The sequence below is a fragment of the Thalassospira sp. NFXS8 genome, from assembly GCF_040148805.1.
Lineage (GTDB): Bacteria > Pseudomonadota > Alphaproteobacteria > Rhodospirillales > Thalassospiraceae > Thalassospira.
In genome coordinates this window covers 579,004-599,325 of record NZ_JAGEMF010000002.1, presented here as the reverse complement: position 1 = coordinate 599,325, position 20,322 = coordinate 579,004, and the positions used below count along the sequence as shown (strand labels likewise).

General features: G+C 53.6%; 20 protein-coding genes. 6 read left to right on the top strand and 14 right to left on the bottom strand.

The annotated features are described in order from the left end of the window. Window positions 1-147: 147 nt before the first annotated feature. The gene (locus J4E05_RS12000; RefSeq protein WP_349595809.1) at window positions 148-1,026 is read right to left on the bottom strand and encodes an HpcH/HpaI aldolase/citrate lyase family protein; all 879 of its coding nucleotides are present in this window, start codon (window positions 1,024-1,026) and stop codon (window positions 148-150) included. A 316-nt stretch (window positions 1,027-1,342) separates the two neighbouring features. Here J4E05_RS12000 and J4E05_RS11995 point away from each other — a divergent pair, with 316 nt between their 5' ends. Genes J4E05_RS11995 through J4E05_RS11985 form a run of 3 tightly spaced genes read left to right on the top strand, consistent with a single transcriptional unit; the run spans window position 1,343 to window position 5,413 of the window. Continuing rightward, window positions 1,343-2,914 carry an OmpA family protein gene (locus J4E05_RS11995; protein ID WP_349595806.1) on the top strand — a complete coding sequence of 524 codons (1,572 nt, stop codon included), beginning with the start codon at window positions 1,343-1,345 and terminating at the stop codon, window positions 2,912-2,914. Window positions 2,915-2,940: 26 nt separating this feature from the next. Next, a complete protein-coding gene (locus J4E05_RS11990; RefSeq protein WP_349595803.1) occupies window positions 2,941-4,527 on the top strand; it encodes a hypothetical protein in 1,587 nt (528 codons plus the stop codon). 25 nt (window positions 4,528-4,552) lie between these two features. Further along, complete coding sequence (locus tag J4E05_RS11985) at window positions 4,553-5,413, top strand: hypothetical protein (protein ID WP_085590888.1); 861 nt, start codon at window positions 4,553-4,555, stop codon at window positions 5,411-5,413. A gap of 116 nt (window positions 5,414-5,529) precedes the next feature. Here the strand turns inward: J4E05_RS11985 and J4E05_RS11980 are convergent, their stop codons facing one another. The 11 genes from J4E05_RS11980 to pspA form a co-directional block, all read right to left on the bottom strand. Next, a complete protein-coding gene (locus J4E05_RS11980) occupies window positions 5,530-6,447 on the bottom strand; it encodes an efflux RND transporter periplasmic adaptor subunit (RefSeq protein ID WP_349595800.1) in 918 nt (305 codons plus the stop codon). Window positions 6,448-6,454: 7 nt separating this feature from the next. Beyond that, window positions 6,455-6,658: a DUF1656 domain-containing protein gene (locus J4E05_RS11975; protein ID WP_349595797.1), complete on the bottom strand. Its 204-nt coding sequence runs from the start codon at window positions 6,656-6,658 to the stop codon at window positions 6,455-6,457. Beyond that, complete coding sequence (locus J4E05_RS11970) at window positions 6,655-8,874, bottom strand: FUSC family protein (protein ID WP_349595794.1); 2,220 nt, start codon at window positions 8,872-8,874, stop codon at window positions 6,655-6,657. The genes J4E05_RS11975 and J4E05_RS11970 overlap by 4 nt, the downstream gene beginning before the upstream one ends. A gap of 8 nt (window positions 8,875-8,882) precedes the next feature. Continuing rightward, window positions 8,883-9,359, bottom strand: a complete 477-nt coding sequence (locus J4E05_RS11965; protein ID WP_349595791.1) for a MarR family winged helix-turn-helix transcriptional regulator — start codon at window positions 9,357-9,359, stop codon at window positions 8,883-8,885. A gap of 444 nt (window positions 9,360-9,803) precedes the next feature. Then, window positions 9,804-10,925, bottom strand: a complete 1,122-nt coding sequence (locus tag J4E05_RS11960; RefSeq protein ID WP_349595788.1) for a serine hydrolase domain-containing protein — start codon at window positions 10,923-10,925, stop codon at window positions 9,804-9,806. 150 nt (window positions 10,926-11,075) lie between these two features. Further along, window positions 11,076-11,435: a hypothetical protein gene (locus tag J4E05_RS11955; RefSeq protein ID WP_349595785.1), complete on the bottom strand. Its 360-nt coding sequence runs from the start codon at window positions 11,433-11,435 to the stop codon at window positions 11,076-11,078. Window positions 11,436-11,552: 117 nt separating this feature from the next. Beyond that, window positions 11,553-12,158, bottom strand: coding sequence for an EndoU domain-containing protein (locus J4E05_RS11950; RefSeq protein ID WP_349595783.1), 606 nt, complete (start codon window positions 12,156-12,158; stop codon window positions 11,553-11,555). A 70-nt stretch (window positions 12,159-12,228) separates the two neighbouring features. After that, window positions 12,229-13,608, bottom strand: a complete 1,380-nt coding sequence (locus J4E05_RS11945) for an ATP-binding protein (RefSeq protein ID WP_349595780.1) — start codon at window positions 13,606-13,608, stop codon at window positions 12,229-12,231. Between the two features lie 362 nt (window positions 13,609-13,970). After that, window positions 13,971-14,624: a hypothetical protein gene (locus tag J4E05_RS11940; RefSeq protein ID WP_085590906.1), complete on the bottom strand. Its 654-nt coding sequence runs from the start codon at window positions 14,622-14,624 to the stop codon at window positions 13,971-13,973. Next, window positions 14,621-14,869 (bottom strand): envelope stress response membrane protein PspB, encoded by a 249-nt coding sequence (pspB, locus tag J4E05_RS11935; RefSeq protein ID WP_085590908.1) that lies wholly within the window; start codon window positions 14,867-14,869, stop codon window positions 14,621-14,623. Before pspB ends, J4E05_RS11940 begins: the two co-directional genes overlap by 4 nt. Window positions 14,870-14,955: 86 nt before the next feature. After that, a complete protein-coding gene (gene pspA / locus J4E05_RS11930) occupies window positions 14,956-15,621 on the bottom strand; it encodes a phage shock protein PspA (protein ID WP_085590910.1) in 666 nt (221 codons plus the stop codon). Window positions 15,622-15,755: 134 nt separating this feature from the next. Here pspA and pspF point away from each other — a divergent pair, with 134 nt between their 5' ends. Genes pspF through J4E05_RS11915 form a run of 3 tightly spaced genes read left to right on the top strand, consistent with a single transcriptional unit; the run spans window position 15,756 to window position 18,463 of the window. Further along, window positions 15,756-16,817 (top strand): phage shock protein operon transcriptional activator, encoded by a 1,062-nt coding sequence (gene pspF, locus J4E05_RS11925; protein ID WP_349595775.1) that lies wholly within the window; start codon window positions 15,756-15,758, stop codon window positions 16,815-16,817. A gap of 7 nt (window positions 16,818-16,824) precedes the next feature. Continuing rightward, window positions 16,825-17,340, top strand: a complete 516-nt coding sequence (locus tag J4E05_RS11920) for a hypothetical protein (RefSeq protein ID WP_349595772.1) — start codon at window positions 16,825-16,827, stop codon at window positions 17,338-17,340. After that, window positions 17,318-18,463: a 2-methylaconitate cis-trans isomerase PrpF family protein gene (locus J4E05_RS11915; protein ID WP_349595770.1), complete on the top strand. Its 1,146-nt coding sequence runs from the start codon at window positions 17,318-17,320 to the stop codon at window positions 18,461-18,463. The genes J4E05_RS11920 and J4E05_RS11915 overlap by 23 nt, the downstream gene beginning before the upstream one ends. A 20-nt stretch (window positions 18,464-18,483) precedes the next feature. Here the strand turns inward: J4E05_RS11915 and J4E05_RS11910 are convergent, their stop codons facing one another. Continuing rightward, a complete protein-coding gene (locus J4E05_RS11910) occupies window positions 18,484-19,617 on the bottom strand; it encodes an acyl-CoA dehydrogenase (RefSeq protein WP_349595767.1) in 1,134 nt (377 codons plus the stop codon). 78 nt (window positions 19,618-19,695) lie between these two features. Further along, complete coding sequence (locus tag J4E05_RS11905; protein ID WP_085590916.1) at window positions 19,696-20,316, bottom strand: carbonic anhydrase; 621 nt, start codon at window positions 20,314-20,316, stop codon at window positions 19,696-19,698. Window positions 20,317-20,322: the final 6 nt, after the last annotated feature.

The following is a 20,322-nucleotide window of genomic DNA, read 5'->3' as shown; positions in this document are numbered from 1 at the left end:
TAACGCAATTGAGGACCGGTTAAACACAACACCGCCGCATGGCCTGTGCCACACAAAAGGGGATCAACGAGTATGCCTGCCAAGCGAAGACCTTGTTGATCGGCTTCAATCAACAGGATTGTGGTATAACCCCGGCTTCCCGACAATTCAGGTGGTTGCCATTGCTGCGATTTGATCGGCAAGAGCAACAAGGCGCTGCGCACTCACCACGTGCAGATTTTCAATCAATTTTCCATCAACCACCACAACCCCCTGTCCCTTCCCGGCGGCATCCTGATGGGCCGCAATAATTTTGCGTGCCCAGGCCACCTCGGTCTCGCTTGGTTCAAAGACTTTATTTGCAGCAGCAATGGTTTTGGGATGAATCAGGGTTTTACCGTCAAAGCCCAGTTCGCGACCTTGTACACAGGATGCGTCAAAACCTTCATCGTCAGCCAGATCAAGATGAACACCATCAAGAATGGCAAGACCATAAGCCCGCGCGGCGAGCATACACAGACCAAGGCTTGTGATCATGGGCAGGCGATCGCGCGTGTGGGCACAGTTCAAATCCTTGGCCAAATCGGATGTGCCCATCACAAACCCGCCCAATAACGGATGCGCCCCGGCAATTTCACGGGCGTTTAGCATCGCTAGCGGCGTTTCCATCATGCACCAGATACGCATGTTGTCATGCGCCCCTTCGGCCTGCATGATCGCCGCGACCTGACGAATGGTTTCCGGGCTTTCGACCTTGGGCAACAAAATGGCATCGGCCTTGCTGCGTGCCGTGGCAACAATGTCGTCATAGCCCCACGGGGTATTCAGGCCATTCACCCGCACCTGTATTTCGCGCGGACCATATCCTCCCTGATCAAGGGCGGCCATAATTTGTTCACGCGCCACAGCTTTGGAGTCGGGGGCGACAGCATCTTCAATATCAAGGATAAGACCATCCGCCGGCAAAGCCCGTCCCTTTTCCAGGGCTCGCGCGTTGGAACCAGGCATATATAAAACGGATCGACGCGGACGCGATGAAACAGCCATCTAAAAGCCCCTGATTTGTAACTTTAGTATAAAATAAGACAACCAAACTTTAACAAAATTACCAAATTTTGCTGCGATGCGGCAAGTTGTATTTTTATATTCACCACACAATCAGTAGGCGAGGGTACACTTTTCGGGTGATATTCTAACCGCCATACCAGATTATACTGATATCGGAAAAAGTGATTTCCTCTCAACGGGATATTTATTTTCCCAATCGCCTTTTCCATAGCTTGCGAAGACAGGGATGCCTTCGTAAAAAGAAATGATATTGTTGTCAGACACGGTCAAGCCGGCTGTGGATACAGGGGGTCCCATGCGCAAAAACTGCGTTCGCAATACCATTGCAGCACTGTGCACAACCAGCTTGCTTGCCGGATGTGCCAACCAGCAAGCGCCATCCTTTTTAAATGTGCAGCCGGACCAGAATGGCGCCTGCCAATTTAACGAGGCTGGATATGTTATTGGCGGCGCATTGCTAGGGGCCGGGCTGGGGCTTTTGGTCGGGGGCAAAAACCGGGGTATCGCCACGGTCGCAGGCGGCGCTGCCGGGGCGTTGGCTGGTAAGGGCCTTCAATCCTATTTAACCAGTCGCTGCGAAAAGCTTGCTGCTGTGCAAAAGGAACTGCGCGAAACCCGAATGGGCATTGCGCGGGTGAATGTCCCGACCGGATCAACCTGGGCCAATCCCGATGCCAGCAACAGCAAAACCTCGGAAGGCTTGCTGGTCACCGTGGATAACAGCGGCATGTTTGCCAGCGGCGACGACAACCTTTCGCCGGCCGCCAACAGGGATATGCACAAAATTGCCGACACGTTCCGGGGTACAGACCGCAATATCCTGATTGTCGGTCACACCGACAGCACAGGCAGCCGGGCGCTAAACCTGGACCTGTCGCAACGCCGTGCGCGTACCGTTGGCCGCATTTTCGAACAGGAAGGTGTCGATAAAAACCGCATCTTCTACAAAGGTGCCGGAGAAGACCAGCCGATCGCCAGCAACACCACCGAGACGGGCAAGGCGCAAAATCGCCGCGTCCAAATTATCGAGCTTGAAACCCGCGAAGCCATCATGGCATTTGCCAACCAGACCGAGACCGACCCGACATTGCCCGAGCGCGTAAAGGTCAATCAGGCCCCGGCAGATGTAGATGAACCGGTTACAGCACCTGCCCCACCCAAAAAATCAACTTCACCGCAAAAAACCACACCCAAAGCGCAAAGCACGCCCCCTGCCACGCAGGAAGCCATGACCAAACCGGGCTATCAGGTTGCGAAATCCGGACATGGCATTGATTTTGGAGGCAAACCTGCCGAAACCATGCCCAACACATTATCGGGCAAAGCCGGTTTGCCTGATAAAGAAGACGAAGGTGTTCTGTCATCGCTTTGGCCTTTGGGGTCGGCCAAGGCATCGGAAACTACGCTGCCAACAAATATTGCCTGTATTGAAGATACCTATCGCCCGGTCGGGGCTGTTATGTCGCTTGCAAATGATCGCCCGGTTCACGAAACAGCCGATTATTTACCCGCCCTGTATTCGACCAGCTGGTACGATACGGTAAACAACCACCTGGTCGGGCTGACCAAAGTTGCCGTTTTGCAAAACGGCGGATCAGTCGACGGGGACCCGGACGTCTTCGTGTTTGAAAACTATAAAAAAGGCGATCAGAAACCGGCCATTAAAACCATCGGCCATGCCAGGTCCTATGTTGGAACAGACGGGGTGATGTATCGGGTATTTATGGATGGAGATGCCTGGCCTGTGCGCTGCATGGATGTGCTTTTTTCGCGCAAGGACCCGTTCGGCACCGCCGAAGGCCGCATTTATTATGACAGGGATGGTCATGTCTATGCCCGTGACATCGGTCTTGAAAAAGCAAAATGATTTTGGGGAATTCGGGGAATTAATCGATGCTTGACGAAATTTACGCCTTTGTTCTCGCCTACCGCGAACTTATCTCGATTGTGGTTCTGACAATTGTGCTGGTGGTTTTACTTTTGAACTGGTGGGACGAAGTAAAACTGTTTGCCAAAAGCACATTTTACAGCATGCCGTTTATTGGCAAAACCCGGCGCCTGTCAAAGGATCTCAATATCCGCCGTGACGGCTGGTTTGCCTCCGAGCGGACCCTGTGTGAAGACTTCGCCGGTGACATTCGCAAAATTGCGGCTGATCCCGACATGTATGACAAAGCCAAAAGCTATCTGGGCAAAGTACAGGAACTGGGCCGCAACGAACTGGGCATTGGCATGCGCCTGTTGCTGATTGCCATGGTGTTTATCGAGGCCCTGGGTTTTGCCTATGTGCTTTCGGGCTATACCCTGCCCGGTGCCAGCGAGAAGTTACAGGTTCAGGGGGCGTTTGGTATTGCGTTCCTGATTTCCTGCGTCCTGGTGTTTTTCACCCACCAGGCGGGTCATGAACTCCACAAACGTGGGCTTATCGGCAAGGTTCGAACCTGGTGGAACCACGACAGCAACCCCGACCGCCCCAATCTGATGGGCCGCACCAACAAGACAACTTTGGAAAATGATCATCTTGATGATGATGATCCCGCCTATCTGCAAATCCTGCATCGGCTTGACACCAATGCAACGGTAACCAAGGGCACCCCGATCTGGACGATTGTTGCCGTCATTGCCATTATCGGCGTTGCCTGCACGGCCACCTATGTGCGCTATGAAACATACAAGCAGGAAAAAACTGCCGAAACCACCGGTGCCCCTGCAGCCGACAACACCTTTTCGCTGGGCGATCTTATGTCCAACGATGATGCCCTGCCCGACCTGCTGGCCCAGCCGCAACAAAATGCCGATCAAAAAGCCTCGCAGGAACGCGAAGGCGCACGGGATGCCGCAAATTTGTCAACCTATGCCATTTTGGCGGCCCTGTTTATCCTGATTCAGATCATGGGGATCGGCATTGGTTTTAAAACCGGTTTTGCCGGCAAGGAAAGCAGTGAAGCCCGCCGGATCATTGGCAAATTTTCCAGCCGGGTTGCCTATGAAAGCTGGTTTGAACGCAAACGCGATGCCATTGCCCGCATTGCCCAAAAACACCTGACGAACCTGCAATCGCGCCTGACCGAACATGCAGCCGCCACCGGCGTTGACAAAACCCATCGTGACATTCTGCAATTTTCCGCCGATCGCCACTTCATGGAACATTATTACCAAAGCGAAGATAAAAGCTATCATGCGCGCCAGGCCCACGAAGCTGTAACCCGCAACACGCACGCGCAAAGCCGTGAAGCAGCAGCAGCCAGCACGGCACCTGTCGCACCAAGCGAACCGGCGACATCTGCCCCGGTGGAAAACGCGACACCGGTAGCGCCGATGGAAACAGCCGAGCAAATGGAGCAACGTCTACGCGCAAAGATCAAACAGGAAATGGCCGAAAAGAAGGCCCGCGAAGAAGCAGAAAAAAAAGCCAAACCTGTGGAAACAGAAGAAGAAATGTATGCCCGTCTGCTCCGGGAAGAAGGCACGGAAAACTAATGTCAACGCCGGAACGGAGGACAGAATGGCCAGACAATTAAACAGCTTTACCCGCACAGGTCTGGCGATGCTCGCAATTGCCGCCTCGTCGCTTGCCCTGATTTCCCCGGTACAGGCAGGAAGTGCGAAAATTGGCAGTTGTTACGACCAGGTTCGCATCAACGATGTTGAAACGCCCAGGCTGTCGCGCGACCTGTATATTGTTGTGGATCAGACCCTGATATTTGACAAAAAGCTGCAAGAAGATGCCTATCGAAAATTGCAGGATTTTGTCGAACCTGGCACCGCCTATCATGTCGTGACCTTTTCGGCCAATGCTGCCGGGCGCTATGCATCGGTTCTGATTAATGCGCAGGTCGATACGCCGTTGGAAAATGACGTTCGCTATGACATTTCCAAAAAAACACTAACCCTGCTTGATGCTTGCCAGAAGAAACAGGCCCTGCTTGCCAAAAAAGCACTGGGGCAGGCTTTGTTAAAGGCATTTGGCGATGCCAGCACTGAATTACCCCACACCGAATTGATGGGGAACCTTGCCAATATCTCGCGTAATCTGGCCGGGGCATCCGACATTGCCGATAAGTACCTGGTTGTGATTTCGGACATGATCGAAAATTCCGATCTGCTGTCATTCTATCAGGCGGGAAACCTGGAAAAAGCCAATACCGACGCCCATTTTGAAAGCTATGCACAAGCCGGGGCGATTGGTGACTGGCAACAGGCCAGGGTTTACGTCATCGGTGGTGGCTATGCCCCGGATGGCAGTTACTGGTCATCCGCGCAGCTTAAAATTCTGCGCGATTTCTGGACCAGCTATTTTGAACATTCAAATGCCCGCATGATGGAATTTGGCACCCCGTCGCTTTTGGGCAATATTGGTGATTAATGCCAAAAACCCAGAACAGGCGTGCCTCCGTTATCTTTCGTAACTAACGAAAAATGCTAACAAAACAGCCCTGAATTATTTTCAGGGCTGTTTTGCTATCCAATTAACAAGCGCCATTAAAACAGCTTACTCAGGCGTTCACCCTTGCTGCTTATGATATCTTTGCCATCCTCTATCACACGAACGGTCGCGCTCCGCCCGGCAACCAGCCGCACATCGGCGGGAACATCCTGCAATGTAACGCGCACGGGTACACGTTGTGCAAGGCGCACCCAGCTAAATGTAGGTTTGATATTGGCCAGGCTGCCGGTGGCACCTGTGCGTTCGCTATCCTGAATACCGGCTGAAATGCTGGCGACGTGGCCGTAAATGGGGTGTTCTTCCCCCATTAACTGCACCTCGACACGGTCGCCAATGGCAATGCGCGGCAATTTGGTTTCTTCAAAGTACCCGGCAACATAATAGGAATGCGCATCAATCAGTGCGGCAATTGCATTGCCCGCCCCCACATAATTGCCGGGTCGCATTGAAAAGTTGGTCAATGTGCCGTCAACAGGGGCGCGGACTTTGGTACGCTTCAGGTTCAGTTTCACCAGGTCAAGGTCTGCCTTCGCCAGTTCGACAGCAGCATTGGCCGTTGCCAACGCCGTACGCACCTGTTCCTTTTTCTGGCGTGAAACGGCATCACTGCTAAGGTTGCGATAACGTGCAACTTCGCGTGCTGCCTGGTCCTTGCTCGCAACAGCGCTGTCTAACCGGGCCTGCGCCTGGCTTACCGCCACTTCAAACCGGGCGGTATCGATTTCAAACAATAAATCACCCGCCTTGACCTGCTGGTTATCGGTCACATCCACCTTGCTGACCAAACCCGATACATCAGGGGCAATAGCCACCACATCGGCACTGATGCGCCCGTCACGCGTCCAGGGATCGTTCATGTAATAATCCCACAACTGAATACCTGCGACCACGGCAGCTGCGACCAGAACCCCGGACAGCACAAACCGCCCGATCCATGAAAACCACTTTTTCATAATTCACCTATCGAACAAAAATCGCCGTGATCCCGGCCAGCAGTAATACAAACAGCGCCAGATCGATCAGGGCCGGATGGAATGTGGTGCGGTAAAAACCAACCCGCACCAGAACCTTGCGCAGAACAACCAGGCTGCACCACGCCGCAATCGCAAACACCAGAAAACCCGGTAAATACACACCATATAAATCCACCATCGCACCGATCATGCCCGTCCCTCCAGACTTGCAGGTACAATGTCATTCGCACATGACAACGGCAGGGTAATGCGCTGAAAACCATGTCCGAAATCGGGCTCGCCATCGCGGGCAAGCACCCGGCGCATCGCCACCAGCGACACCACCAGCCTGCGTTTAAAGTTATGGTCCATGTCCATCTGTGCCGGTTTTGCCGTATTCCGCATGTCCCGTGATGCCACCAGCCCGACAAACCCGTCGGCAAGGCACGACACGTCCTGTCCTTGCGGTTGATCTGCGGTTGCCTGCATCAGGATTTCGTCAAGCAAGGTTAAAAGTTCGGCGTCGGGCTTACGGTCAAAATCATGGGTTCTAAGGTCAAAATGATTGGCCATCCCGCCCAGGAAACGATCAAGCAGATCGGCGATATCACCGTTCACCCCTTTGCGGACCCGGCGCAAATCAAACAGGTTGGCCGCAATAGAGACTTCCGGCATTGCGCGCATCAACTGGCCCCGATGGTTTGGGGCCAGGGCCAGTTTCGGCAAGATCAAACCCTGACGATCCAGCAAGCGACGCAGCACTGTCATACGCGGGGCAACACGGTCAAACCGCGCCAGATTGGCAAGGTCGCGCCAATTGGCCTGCAACAGGCGGCGAATGGAATGATCCGGCGTCATGGAGCGCATCATCGCCGTTACGATTGCCGCCACAGCAAAGCCGGAAACCATAGCCACGGCCCCGTCAATCGAACTGGCAAAGTTACCGCTATAACGGGTGGAAATGTTAAGCAACATCACCGTATTAACCGCCATTGGCAGCGCAAAGATAAACGTTTTGGGTGACGGGATCAGCAAGCCGATGAGCAGCAAATAGGGGGCAAAAACGGCAACCAGCAACGGAAAACCGTCAATGGCCGGCAGCACGGCATAGCCGTAAAACAGCGTTACCACCACCGAAAACAGGGTATAGGTGATAAAGCCTTTTTGGGCGGGTACCGGGTCATCGAGAAATGACAATATACTGGTGCCGACAGCGGCCATCATCGCGGCCGAAGAACCATTGGGCCAACCGGTTTCAACCCAAATCAAACAGACCACCAATGTCGCAAGGGTCGCGGTCAAGCCCGAGCGTAACGCCAAACCATAATCCACATGCAACGAAGCTTTGTCGCCCGGGTCTCGCCAGCGGTCCACCACCGTTTGGGGAACCCGCCCTCCGCGGATGCCAGCCCATAACAACTGGCAATCGTCGTAAAAACCAATCAGTCGATGCAAACGCACACACAGATTGATCACCAGAAGATCATGCCAGTTACGATTAACCTCGTAATGGCGGGCCAATTCGGAAATATCGTTGTGCAACCGGTTAATCCGGGTCTGGTCAAACGGATCGGCATTTCCATCCTGTATCCAGGTATCGATGCTGCGCAACAGAACGGCCACATTTTGGGGGATGCCGGGACCTGTTGCCGCCAGTGCATTGATCCGGTCATGCAGGCTGTAAAGGGATGGCAATAAAGCCGCCATGGCGTTTTGCAATGCCTGCAACGGACGCGTCATCCCGTTCAGAGACGAACGTTCATAACCAACATGAACGGCAAGACCATGTATTTCGCCAATATCGGCAATCAGTTTAATACGGTCCTCATGCAATTTTTCATCATCATGGTCACCGGCAAAACTTAAACCCGCAAGATCGCGCACATCTTGCAAGGCACGATCAATTCTTGCGGCTAACACAGGCCCCAGATGACGTGGAAACACCACATGACTAACAAGTGTGGCACAAATAATGCCCAGACTGATTTCCTGGACCCGGGCAACAGCAACGTCAAAGACAGTGCCGGGGTCGGTAACACAGGGAAAACCGATAATGGCAGCGGTATAACCCGCCAGCATAAACAGGTAACTGCGCGGGGTGCGATCAAGGCGTGACAGATACAGGCACAATCCAACCCAACCCGCCATCATCAACGACAGTAAAACCGGTGCATCCACCAAATTGGGTACCAGCGCCACGGCGAAAACCGCGCCAATTATGGTGCCAACCACGCGATATACCGCCTTGGATGCCAAAACCCCGGTTAACGGATTGGCAATGATATAAACAGTTGCCATCGCCCATACCGGGCGGTCCAGATCAAATGCCAGCGCAATAAACAGGGCAAGCATACCGGCAAAAAAGGTTTTGGCCGAAAACAACCAGTCATCCAGTCCCGGCCGGGAGGCAAGAATATTTTTTAACATCACATCCCCTAACCGTTATTGTCTTGCGGGTCCTTGCCTTCGCGACAGGTCAATCTGGCCAGCAGCTGCTTTAGAACCTTCAGGGTGGTTTCAAGGTCGCCATCATCAATTTCAGCCGTAACGTTATCGCGGACACGGGCCAGAATTTGCTCGATCTCGGTTGCCTTGATCGCCCCTTGCGAGGTGAGGGATACCATTTTCGCCCGCCGGTCTGACGGGTCGGCAACACGGCGCACCATGTCGTCGGCCTCCAGCGCATCAATCACACGCACCAGCGATGGGCCTTCAACACCAATTTCCTCGGCAATGGCGCCTTGTCGTACGGTGCCACCGCGCCGATGCAACACAATCAGCGGTAATGCCGTGGTTTGCGACAAGCCGTGCGCTTGCAGGGCATGGTCGATCTCGCGACGCCATTTTCGCGCTGTGTTAATCAGGGCGCTGCCAATGGTCAAATGCTGGGAAAAGGGGTCAAAATATGTCATGCAAAAAAGGTAGCATTGAATTAGTTTGAATCCTATCTATTTTAATTCCAATCAGGCATGCCATCAACGCATGGCATAACGAACCCTGGATTTGCAGATAAGCTCCATTACCGCCGCGACCATTGCGGGCACCAATGCGCACCAACAAGCTTTTGTGGAAAGTGCAGTCCCCTCAAATGAACCTGATTGATGCACTGGCTGCCTGCCGTACTGCTTACAGTGTAACGACAGAATTATACAAAAGCCGAGATTTCCGGGCGGTAGCTCACCTATCTGCGTGTGTGGGGGGGGGGGGGAGATGAACACACAGATTAACCGGTTTGAAAAACAGGATTTCGTAAAATTCCACACGGCTTTGCCACGCCGGACGCATGCGTTTACCAAACACCCGTTATTGCACCGCACCCGGCCCTTGCACGGAAGGCAATCGTCGGTAAAACTGCTTTATTGCAGGGGATTACCAAAAATGGCAGGCAATATTTGCTGAGTAAAAGGGGATACATCATTTAGCGGCCGACCATTGGTTAGAAAAACAATGGCTGTTTTTTGCTTGGGAAACCACGATATTTCAGCGCTATAGCCAAAATAGGTGCCATCATGCCCCCAAACCGGCCCCCAGTCGCTTTCCCCGACCATAACGCCATAGCCATACGCCCCGTTACCGGCAAACATGGTATCAGTTGTCATGCGCTCAATTGCCTGGGGGCCCAACAAGGTACCATCAACAAAAAGCCCCCGGATAAAAGCCAGCATATCGCGCGCGGTTGAAACAACCCCGCCATCAGCCAGATGGTCGCCCACATCATAACCGGTGACATCTTCAAGGTTCCCGTCACCATCGCCATCGTCATATCCGCGCGCAAGATCAGCATCACGCGGGAAACTGCCAAAACTGGTCGCGTCCATTTCCAGCGGGGTAAAAATGCGTTTTTCAAAAACCTCCTCGATTGAGGCCTGTTCGATCTGCTCGATGATATAGCCCAGCAAGATATAATTGCTGTTGGAATTGGCATATTCGCTTCCAGGCGAAAAAACGGGATCGCGATCAGCGATCAACGGCAAAAGCTCGGCATTGCGCCATCCATGCCGGGGTTCACGCCCCACCAGTTCAAAAAAGAAATCACCGTCCAGATAATCGGGGATGCCGGAACTGTTATGTAAAAGGTCAATCAGGGTAGCCTGTTTGGCGTTGGCGATGGACTGGGCATATTCGAGTGGCAGCCAGCGCGCCGGATGATCCGACAGCTTTAACCGTTGTTCGGATGCCAGTTGCAGGATCACGACCGACGTCATCATCTTGGTTAAAGATCCGATATAGAACCGCTCCGCCCCACGCATTTTCCGGCTTGGGGCGACATGGGACAAGCCTGCCGCGGCAAAACGACTGCTACCATCCTGATAGGCAATACCGACGACGGCGCCGGGCAATCCGGCCTGGGTGATATAGGCCTGCAAAAAGACTTGCAGCGGATCGGCCTGTTTTTGTGTTTGCGAAAAGGCCGGTTTACCACAACCAGCAAATGCAAAAAAAACAATTACAAACAGAACAGGGCCCAAAGCCGCCATTTGGCCTGCCCTTGCCCCTATATGCCACCACCGATCACGCACCGCTTCTGTCCCCCGACTGAAATCACAGCCTTTTCACTATGGACAGCATTTGCCTGCAATCAAATTAAAAATTCAACGACAATTGGTACGCTACAGCACGTTTCGCGCCTACTGTGCCACCCGGGTTCTATCAATATCGGCAATCCGGCGCTCCAGCGCGGCAAGAAGGTCAGGGGTTTGCACAACAACCGGGGCCTCACCCGTATCATCAATGGCGGGTTCAATAACCGAGGTTTCAGGACCAATGGTAACGCTATAGGCATTCATCACAATGTCATCTTCTGCACTGCCCTGCCCGGCGCGGACAGGCTGATTTATGATGCGATCGCGAACATATTCGGCCTTTTCATGAGACTGTTGAATATCAAGCACCAGAAACGCCGTGATACGCGCATGACCAACATTACTTGCATCCCGCCCCGGCCAGTCCGGTACAGCAGAATAAGGCCCACCTAATACTTCACCCATCAAAACCTCCTGTTGAGGCAAACGACACGCCAGCATTTTAATCCTAAACAAATGAAAAAGACAGCTCCGGCAAGGCGGCGTTTTCTAGGCCACCAGACGGAGCTGCCTTGCTACAGGTTACGGTGCGACGTTAATCGGAAAGGCTGTATTAATTGCGGTGCCCGATATCGCCATTGCGACTGAGAAACGCAATGACGCATCTTTACCAACACAATATTTTCCAGCATCAGCCACCGGTAATGGTTCAGGCCGGTTATAACCGCATTTGGTCCATCCCGGTGCCCCTGCCGGGCAGGCTGCCTCAAGATGATCGGCAGCATATGTGATTGTTTCCTCGATCTGGGTTTGACTGCAATCATCGGGGAACAGGGTTGAAAACTTCGACGGGTTGGAGGGGTTGGCAGCCCCGACCCGGGCGCTATTCCAAAAAACCGTGGCATCATAAATGCCATTGGCATTTTCTGAACCCGGTGTCACGTTCACGGCAGAAATGGTTGCCGGGTTAACAGCCCCCGGGCGTGAATGAAAACCGACAAACCGGTTTTTGGCATTCACCTCGCCGCAAAAAACATGTTCAAGATTGATAGAATAAGTCCCGCTGCTATGCCCCTGCCCCGGACATGCAACCTGCGCCTGTGCTTTATTTCCCGCACAGACCAACAAAACAGCCAACAACATGGCAGTGCCAGTTAAAACCCGGCCTGCCGTTAATAGGATATACATTTGACGCCCCCGTCATGTGTTAAGAATACGTGCCGGTCGACGACCAGCCACATCCAACGACGCCAGCGCCCTATAACTGTGAAAATTCCAGTCCAATCCGCAGGGCCAATACACTGGCAGGTTCAAACCGCATGGGTTCACCGCCCAGCTTGCCGCCATGCCATTGAGCCTTGGTAAGGACAAATGCCCCCAAGGGCAAATCGTGGCTGGTTTTGAAATTCACCAGCGCACGAACTTCCTTTGGTTTGCGGATGGCATCGTCGCGCCACATACAGTGATAGGCAAAAAGCGGCGTTCCACTACGGCGGTCCAAAAATACAAACGGCACTTCATAATGGCCCCAGCGCGCATAAAACAGGCTTTCCATACCCGTACTGGATGCCAGAAACTGGGTTTGAATGGCGGTTTCCACCAGCCGGGTCACCGTATCTTCGCCTTCGGCGCGGCCCCCAATAAGGCCGCTTCGCAAACCGGGGTGAATCAGATGTACCTTAAAGGCAACAGCGCGCTGAAACGGTTTGGCATCCTGATCGATCCGTTCCAGCCGACGTACCAGCCACGCACTTTCCAGATATTCGAGATATCGGCGCAGGGTGTTTTTTGCCAGGTCAAGTTCGCGCGCCAGGGTTTCAATCGAAAATTCGGCCCCGGTATTATAGGCCAGCAAAACAAACAGGCGATGCAGGTCTGACGGGCTGGAAATACCATGCAAACCGGGCAAATCGGAATGAAGGGAACGATGAATGGCCCCGGCTTCGCCATTGCGATCATGAAAACCGCCTTCGTTTATGTAATCTTCAAACAGGCGGTTTAATTCGATCAGGCCATCGGGCACATCTGTTGTAAAGCGCCCCGCATTTGGCGGTTCGGGCAAAACATCGGCAGGTTTAATGCCTTGCTGCCCCAAGTATTCGGCAAAGCTGAAGGGGGGCAAAAACAATGTGGTCAAATGGCTCCGATTTTCGGCATTAGGCGCCAGCGCACTGACGGCAACCACGCGCAACATCGGGTCGGCTTGTAACAACTTGGCAAGCTGGGCCTCCCAGTCGCGCTGATAGGATACTTCGTCGATAAACAGCCATAACGGATGATCAGCCGAAATCCCGCGCGAAGCCCGCAACAGGCGCGGCAGCCGGGAAATATCAAGTTCCAGAAATAACGGATGTTCCAGCGAAACATAACAGACATGGCGGCGCGGGGTATCGCCGTCGAGTAATTGCGACACGGCCTGACGCAGCATCACGGTTTTGCCCACACCGCGCGGCCCGGTTAACAAAACGGCCTTCTTATCACCGTCGCCACGTTCAATCGCATTCCAGAACCGCTTAAAAAATGCCCGTTCCGGCAGATTATGAACCACATCATCAGTGATGCCATCCCACCACGGATTATCCAGCATCAATCGACGCAGAAAATCCGGCTCGCCAGGATGTTCAACAAAAGTCGCCATAAACCGCCCCCACAGCTTGCCAGTGGCCGCTATTGCATCGGCAAAATAACGCCAGCGACAGCACCCAAATTAGGATTAGTCATAAACCTTATTCCGATATTTTTTAACAAATACTTGTCAAACACCGATTCTTTTGCCTGTTACCCACAAAAAACGGATCGCCTGCCGGGGAGGCAAGCGATCCGACGGACCGATCTGCTATGCGGGAAGGCACAAGTCCTGGGGAAGACGCGAGAAAGACTGACCCGACAACGGGAGCGCCAACTGCATCTCGGTCCTTTTGCACCGGCCAGGCGGGCGGGGGAGGCTTACCAGCCGATGCAAACCGGAGATTTGGTAATCAGAACAACAAGACGGACAAATTATTTGTCAGGTTTTGTATCCGGGCCGGGAATATCGCCCTCATCAGGCTGGCCGGTTACATTCTTGCCGGGCTTGCCGGTGCCTTGGGCACCGTCGGCCTTGCGCATCCGTTCCAGTTCGGAAGATAAATTATAGTCACCCGAGGCAACATAACCTTCCATATGGCCAGTCCGGCGTTCAAGATCGTCAAACTTGGCGCGCAATTCATCCATCCAGGGTTCTTCATAATCAACCCCGAAAGTCGGATGCTCTACCTTATCAGAAGCCGCATCGTCACCCGCTGTTGACCCGCTTCGTGCCGAAGTGGCCCCACCGGACGACCGGCGGGAATGACGACCCAGAAAACCGAACCATTCCGGATGATGAACATAGGACCAGGCGGCAATAAACAGGAACACGCCGACGGGGAAGCTGAAAATCAGCGTTGCGATCCAGGCGACAAGCACCCCTTTGCGCGGAATTCCGAATTTTTCAGAGATGCCGGTAATCGTGCTTTTGATCGGCCCGGACCGGTGCGGGCCATTATGATGCCCACACCCGCCCTGGCTGTGGCTTTGGTCACGCCCCCGGCGAAAACGGCACCCGCCGCCGGTATGATTATGATGCCTGTTATTAAAGTATCGTGCACCGGCAGCAGCTTGCTCGGCAGTCATATCCTGTTCCTCCATTCGGCAACCTCTGCATCCAGAAGACTCTCCAGTGTCGCAACACGGCCCTCAAGGCGCTCCGCCTGCAATTTCAGACGGGCCATTGCTTCCTTGTGCTGCTGACTTTCCGCTGGCGGAACTTCCTGACGTTCAGCTTTCATACGTTTCCACACGGTAATGTAATGAAAGATCACCCAGATTGGCCCGACAATAGAAATAAACACAATCAATGGAACGGCAAAAACCCACATAAGCGCCCTTTAACTGATCAGGGTTCGATCATGCCACAACTGGTCATGATCGCCGGCTGCGAACACCAAAATGCCCGCACACTGAATTAGTTGTCTTTATTGACCCGTTCCTTCAAGGCCTTCAGGTCATCTTCGATCCCAAGTTCCGCTTCAAGATCGCCGAACTGCTCGTCTAGCGATTTGGCACGACCCATATCATAGGAATCCGCACTGGCTTCAAGTTCGTCAATTTTACGTTCCATTGCCTCATACCGCAGCAAGGCATCATCGATCTGGCCATTATGCAGTTTTTCGCGCATTTTGACCCGTTTTTCTGCGGTTTTCATCCGAATTTCCACCGCACGCTGCTTGCCTTTGGCTTCGTTCAGCTTGTTGTGCAGTTTGTTCAGATCTTCGTCAAACTTACCCAGTGTTTCTTCGATCACTTCAAGCTCACGTTCCAGAACCACCGATTGCTCAGCCAAACGACGACGCGCCATCAGCGCCCCCTTGGCCAAATCATCACGGCCCTTGGAAACCGCAAATTCGGCTTTTTCTTCCCATTCATTCTGGCCGTCATGCAGCTTTTTCAGCTTGCGTTCGACTTCCTTTTTATCCGCAATGGCCTTAACGGCACTGGAACGGACTTCAACCAAAGTGTCTTCCATTTCCTGAATCATCAGGCGCACCATCTTTTCCGGGTCTTCGGCCCGGTCCAGCAGCGAATTGATATTGGCATTAACGATATCGGACAAACGCGAGAACACGCCCATTGCTCGATCTCCTGTTGGGGGATGTAAACTCTTCTGCCCTTCTATTGCAGGCAGCGTGCCAACTTTATGTTTTCATAAAAACCAATGACTTACATATCAGTCGCCATTTTTGATTAATATTTATCGCGACATTTATGGTGTTTTCCGATAACGTTTTTCGCGAAATGGACACCAGATCACAACCTATATTGGGCGAAGACCCCCGTTTTTTGGCAGCCCTGGAGCATGTTTCGCGCCTGGCACCAATTAATCGCCCGTGCCTGGTAATTGGTGAACGCGGGTCGGGCAAGGAACTGCTTGCTGCCCGCCTGCATTATCTTTCCACCCGCTGGGGCGGGCCGCTGGTCAAGGTCAATTGCGCGGCACTAAGTGAAACCTTGCTTGATACCGAATTGTTTGGCCACGAAGCCGGGGCGTTTACCGGGGCCGCCAAACGCCACACGGGCCGGTTTGAACGCGCCAATGGCGGCAGCATCATTCTAGATGAAATTGCCACCGCCAGCCCCATGGTGCAGGAAAAATTGCTGCGCGTTGTCGAATATGGCGAAATTGAACGGGTTGGCGGCAGCGAAATTATTGATGTTGATGTCCGCGTGATTGGCGTTACCAATGAAAACCTCAAACACCTGGCGGCACAGGGAAAATTCCGCGCCGATTTGCTTGACCGGCTGGCATTTGACGTAATTGCCGTGCCGCCCTTGCGCGAACGGCCGGACGATATATTACCGCTGGCCGAACAGTTTGCCCTGGAAATGACCAAACGCTTGTCACGCCAGGTATTTTCAGGCTTTAGCAAACATGCCACACAACAATTGCAAAATTACGACTGGCCCGGAAATGTGCGCGAATTGCGTAACGCCGTTGAACGCAGCCTGTATATGTCTGACGACCCGGAGGGCCCGCTGCCCCATATCGTACTGGACCCGTTTGCCGGAATCTGGAGCGAAACGAAGGCAGACGTTGCAACACCATCGACAAACACGCTGCCTGCCATAGCCGCCCCATCGCCCACATCGGATACAACCAACCCTGCACTGGATTTCAAGGCAGCGATACGTGACTACGAAATTACCCTGCTTGAACATGCAATGCACCAAAGCCACAACAACCAAACCGAAGCTGCCGAAATGCTGAAGCTGAATTATCACCAGCTTCGCCGCTTGCTGGAAAAACACGACTTGCTGCCAACAAGATAAAACCAACATGTATCAGCCCCGCACCCCAGGCTATTCCAGGTATGACGCCATTAAACGCTGGCATTTGCCAGATCGGGTGTTTTTCGCCTGTGGGGCTTGTCATATCCTAGCTTATGCCTTTATCGAGCAGTATGACGCAAACGACACATCACATTTTGCAGCTTTATGGATCAAACCGGCCAGCGGGTTTATCGGCAACCATATTGTAATTGCGGGCGATGACTGGATATTTGACTATCACGGCTATAGCCACCGCACGACGTATATGAACCATACGCTCAAGCGCGCACAACAACGCTGGCCCGGCTGGCAGGCCGAAATGATTATACTGGCACCTGACATTCTGGTTTCCGAACAAAAATCACGCGCGATAGATGGCTTATGGCTGCGCGAACCTAGCCAATTTCTACATGATGCCTTGCCCCGGGCGCAGAAATTTCTCAGTCGTTTTTCATCGCCGCCTCCACCAATGATCGCACCTTCGCCACAGGAACCGTTCCATGCCCAACCCGCAAAACAATAACCCGCAAACTGCCCTGCGCGCTGTTTACATGCGCGGCGGTACCAGCCGGGCACTGTTTTTCCACGAAAAAGACCTGCCCGCCGCAGGTCCGGCCCGTGATGCCATGATATTGGCCGCCATGGGCAGCCCCGACCCGCACAAACGCCAGTTGGATGGTATGGGCGGTGGCATTTCGTCGCTGTCAAAAATTGCCATCATCGGTCCGGCAAGCAGATCAGATGCCGACATTGATTACACCTTCGGCCAGGTCGCGGTTGATACCGCCGTGGTGAGCTATAAGGGAAATTGCGGCAATATTTCATCGGCGGTCGGGCCGTTTGCCATCGATGAAGGGCTGGTACCCCCCGACAGCAGCACACAGGCAACCGTGCGCATCCATAATACCAATACCGGCAAAATCATTGTTGCGCGTTTTGCCCTGCAAAATGGCAAAGCGGCAATTATGGGGGATTTTGCACTGGATGGTGTGGCGGGTACGGCAAACCCGATTGCACTGGACTTTCTATATCCCGGTGGATCCTCCACCGGTCATATCCTGCCCACCGGCAACGTAACCGATCTGATTGAAACAGAAGGATTTGGCCCGCTTGAGGTTTCGCTGATCGATGTGAGCAACCCGGTAGCCTGCTTGCGTGCAAGCGACCTAAACCTGACCGGCAGTGAAAGCCCGGCTGACTTGACCGCCATGCCGAACCTTCTGGAACGGATTGAAACGATCCGCATCGCTGCCGCTGTCAAGATGGGATTATGCAACACCGAAGAAGCCCGCACCACGTTGCGCAACCTGCCGCAAATTGCAATTGTGTCCGCACCATCACCGGGCAACAACGCCCATATTACGGTCCGCATGATTTCTGCCGGACAGGCCCATTTGGCAACGCCGCTTACCGGGGGCATGTGCCTTGCCGCTGCCATGCGTATTCCCGCGACAATCGCCAATCGCACGGCGCATCTTCCCGGCGACCCGGCTCAACCGCTTAATATCAGTCATCCGTCTGGCACCTTGACTGTCGATGCAACCATTTTAACCACCCCGGAACTACACATCCCGTCAGTGACAGTATATCGCAGTGCGCGGCGACTTATGCAGGGCGAGGTTTTAGTGCCGACCCATCGCATTTAACGCAGTCAGGCCAAAGTGGTCTAGTCCGCCAGCGACCGTGCAATCACCATGCGTTGAATATCGGATGTGCCTTCATAAATCTGGCAAACACGCACGTCGCGATAGATGCGCTCCAGCGGAAAGTCTTTAAGGTAGCCATACCCGCCGTGGATCTGGATCGCCTTGGAGCAGACTTCCTCGGCCATTTCGGATGCAAACAGTTTTGCCATGCAGGCCTCGGTCAGGCAGGGTTTGCCATCGTCGCGCAAGGCCGCGGCGCGATGGACCAAAAGGCGGGCAGCATCAATTTTGGTCGCCATATCGGCCAGACGAAAAGCAACCGCCTGATGGTCGATTATCTTTTTGCCAAATGTTTCGCGTTCATTGGCGTAATCACGGGCAGCATCAAAGGCGGCACGCGCCATGCCCACCGATTGCGCAGCAATGCCAATGCGCCCGCCCTCAAGATTGGCAAGGGCGATTTTATAGCCCTGCCCTTCGGCCCCCAGCATGTTTTCGTCGGGCACCCGGCATTCAACAAAGGTAATCTGGCAGGTATCCGATGCGTTTTGGCCCAGTTTTTCTTCGGTTCGCGATACCACATAGCCCGGCGTGTCGGTCGGCACGATAAAGGCGGAAATACCGCGTTTTCCGGCTGACGGGTCAGTCACGGCAAACACAATGGCGATATCACCTTCGCGGCCTGATGTGATGAACTGTTTGGCCCCGTCAATCACCCAGTGATCGCCATCGCGCACGGCCCGGGTTTTAAGGGCACTGGCATCGGACCCCGCCTGTGGTTCGGTCAGGCAGAATACGCCAATTTTTTCACCAAGCGCCATAGGCACCAGAAATTCCTGTTTCTGGGCCTCGGTGCCGAATTTTAAAATCGGCATACAGCCGACCGAATTATGCACCGACATAATCGTCGAGGTCGCGCCGTCGCCTGCGGCGATTTCTTCCAAGGCCAGCGCATAGGACACATGGTCCATGCCTGCCCCGCCATATTGTTCGGGAACCAGCATGCCCAAAAAACCAAGCTCGCCCAGTCCGTTAATCGCTTCGGCGGGGAAAATATGGTGCGCGTCCCATTTTGCCGCGTGGGGTTTTAATTCGTTTTCGGCAAATTCACGCGCGGTATCGCGCACCATGATCTGATGTTCTTCCAACCGCATGGCGGTTCATCCTCCCGATTGGGCGACATTACCGGCCATACGATCGGAACGGGGATACCCCCAAAGACCAGGCCAGGTTTATTCTTCGCCCTGAACAAATTCATCCTGCGCCGCATTATAGCGCCACAGAACCCCTTCTTTCATGCCATACCACCACCCGTGCAGGGTAAGGTCACCGGCTTCAACCCGTTCCTTGATGAACGGGAACGTCATCAGGTTTGTTAGCGAATTACGGATCGAATGACGCGATACCTTGTCCACATCCGGTCCGTGGTGAAGGCAGCATTTCGCCATGCTGACCCATTCACCGATAAAGTCACGCTCAGGAACCTTGCCCGCTTCGCCATGCTCGACAAGTGCCTGAATCCCCCCGCACGCCGAGTGACCCAAAATCACGATATCGTTGACCTTAAGGTCCCGAACCGCAAACTCGATGGCAGACGACGTGCCATGATAATTTTCGTCGGGCTCATAAGGCGGGACAAGATTGGCAACATTGCGGATGACGAACATTTCGCCCGGCTCTGCATTGGTCAAAATGGCGGGATCAACGCGTGAGTCCGAACAGGCAATCAGCAACACTTCCGGCTTCTGACCCATATTGACCAAATCTTCAACGCGCTCAGGGCGCTGTTCGTAATACATCGCCCTGAAGCTTTTGAAACCGGCCAGCATCCGCTCGACAGTGCTTTTTGCCATCGTGTC

Bases quoted from the DNA above. Each gene is read 5' to 3' on its own strand.
- J4E05_RS12000 (WP_349595809.1), bottom strand. From the start codon at position 1,026: ATGGCTGTTTCATCGCGTCCGCGTCGATCCGTTTTATATATGCCTGGT.
- J4E05_RS11995 (WP_349595806.1), top strand. From the start codon at position 1,343: ATGCGCAAAAACTGCGTTCGCAATACCATTGCAGCACTGTGCACAACC.
- J4E05_RS11990 (WP_349595803.1), top strand. From the start codon at position 2,941: ATGCTTGACGAAATTTACGCCTTTGTTCTCGCCTACCGCGAACTTATC.
- J4E05_RS11985 (WP_085590888.1), top strand. From the start codon at position 4,553: ATGGCCAGACAATTAAACAGCTTTACCCGCACAGGTCTGGCGATGCTC.
- J4E05_RS11980 (WP_349595800.1), bottom strand. From the start codon at position 6,447: ATGAAAAAGTGGTTTTCATGGATCGGGCGGTTTGTGCTGTCCGGGGTT.
- J4E05_RS11975 (WP_349595797.1), bottom strand. From the start codon at position 6,658: ATGATCGGTGCGATGGTGGATTTATATGGTGTGTATTTACCGGGTTTT.
- J4E05_RS11970 (WP_349595794.1), bottom strand. From the start codon at position 8,874: ATGTTAAAAAATATTCTTGCCTCCCGGCCGGGACTGGATGACTGGTTG.
- J4E05_RS11965 (WP_349595791.1), bottom strand. From the start codon at position 9,359: ATGACATATTTTGACCCCTTTTCCCAGCATTTGACCATTGGCAGCGCC.
- J4E05_RS11960 (WP_349595788.1), bottom strand. From the start codon at position 10,925: ATGGCGGCTTTGGGCCCTGTTCTGTTTGTAATTGTTTTTTTTGCATTT.
- J4E05_RS11955 (WP_349595785.1), bottom strand. From the start codon at position 11,435: ATGGGTGAAGTATTAGGTGGGCCTTATTCTGCTGTACCGGACTGGCCG.
- J4E05_RS11950 (WP_349595783.1), bottom strand. From the start codon at position 12,158: ATGTATATCCTATTAACGGCAGGCCGGGTTTTAACTGGCACTGCCATG.
- J4E05_RS11945 (WP_349595780.1), bottom strand. From the start codon at position 13,608: ATGGCGACTTTTGTTGAACATCCTGGCGAGCCGGATTTTCTGCGTCGA.
- J4E05_RS11940 (WP_085590906.1), bottom strand. From the start codon at position 14,624: ATGACTGCCGAGCAAGCTGCTGCCGGTGCACGATACTTTAATAACAGG.
- pspB (WP_085590908.1), bottom strand. From the start codon at position 14,869: ATGTGGGTTTTTGCCGTTCCATTGATTGTGTTTATTTCTATTGTCGGG.
- pspA (WP_085590910.1), bottom strand. From the start codon at position 15,621: ATGGGCGTGTTCTCGCGTTTGTCCGATATCGTTAATGCCAATATCAAT.
- pspF (WP_349595775.1), top strand. From the start codon at position 15,756: ATGGTGTTTTCCGATAACGTTTTTCGCGAAATGGACACCAGATCACAA.
- J4E05_RS11920 (WP_349595772.1), top strand. From the start codon at position 16,825: ATGTATCAGCCCCGCACCCCAGGCTATTCCAGGTATGACGCCATTAAA.
- J4E05_RS11915 (WP_349595770.1), top strand. From the start codon at position 17,318: ATGCCCAACCCGCAAAACAATAACCCGCAAACTGCCCTGCGCGCTGTT.
- J4E05_RS11910 (WP_349595767.1), bottom strand. From the start codon at position 19,617: ATGCGGTTGGAAGAACATCAGATCATGGTGCGCGATACCGCGCGTGAA.
- J4E05_RS11905 (WP_085590916.1), bottom strand. From the start codon at position 20,316: ATGGCAAAAAGCACTGTCGAGCGGATGCTGGCCGGTTTCAAAAGCTTC.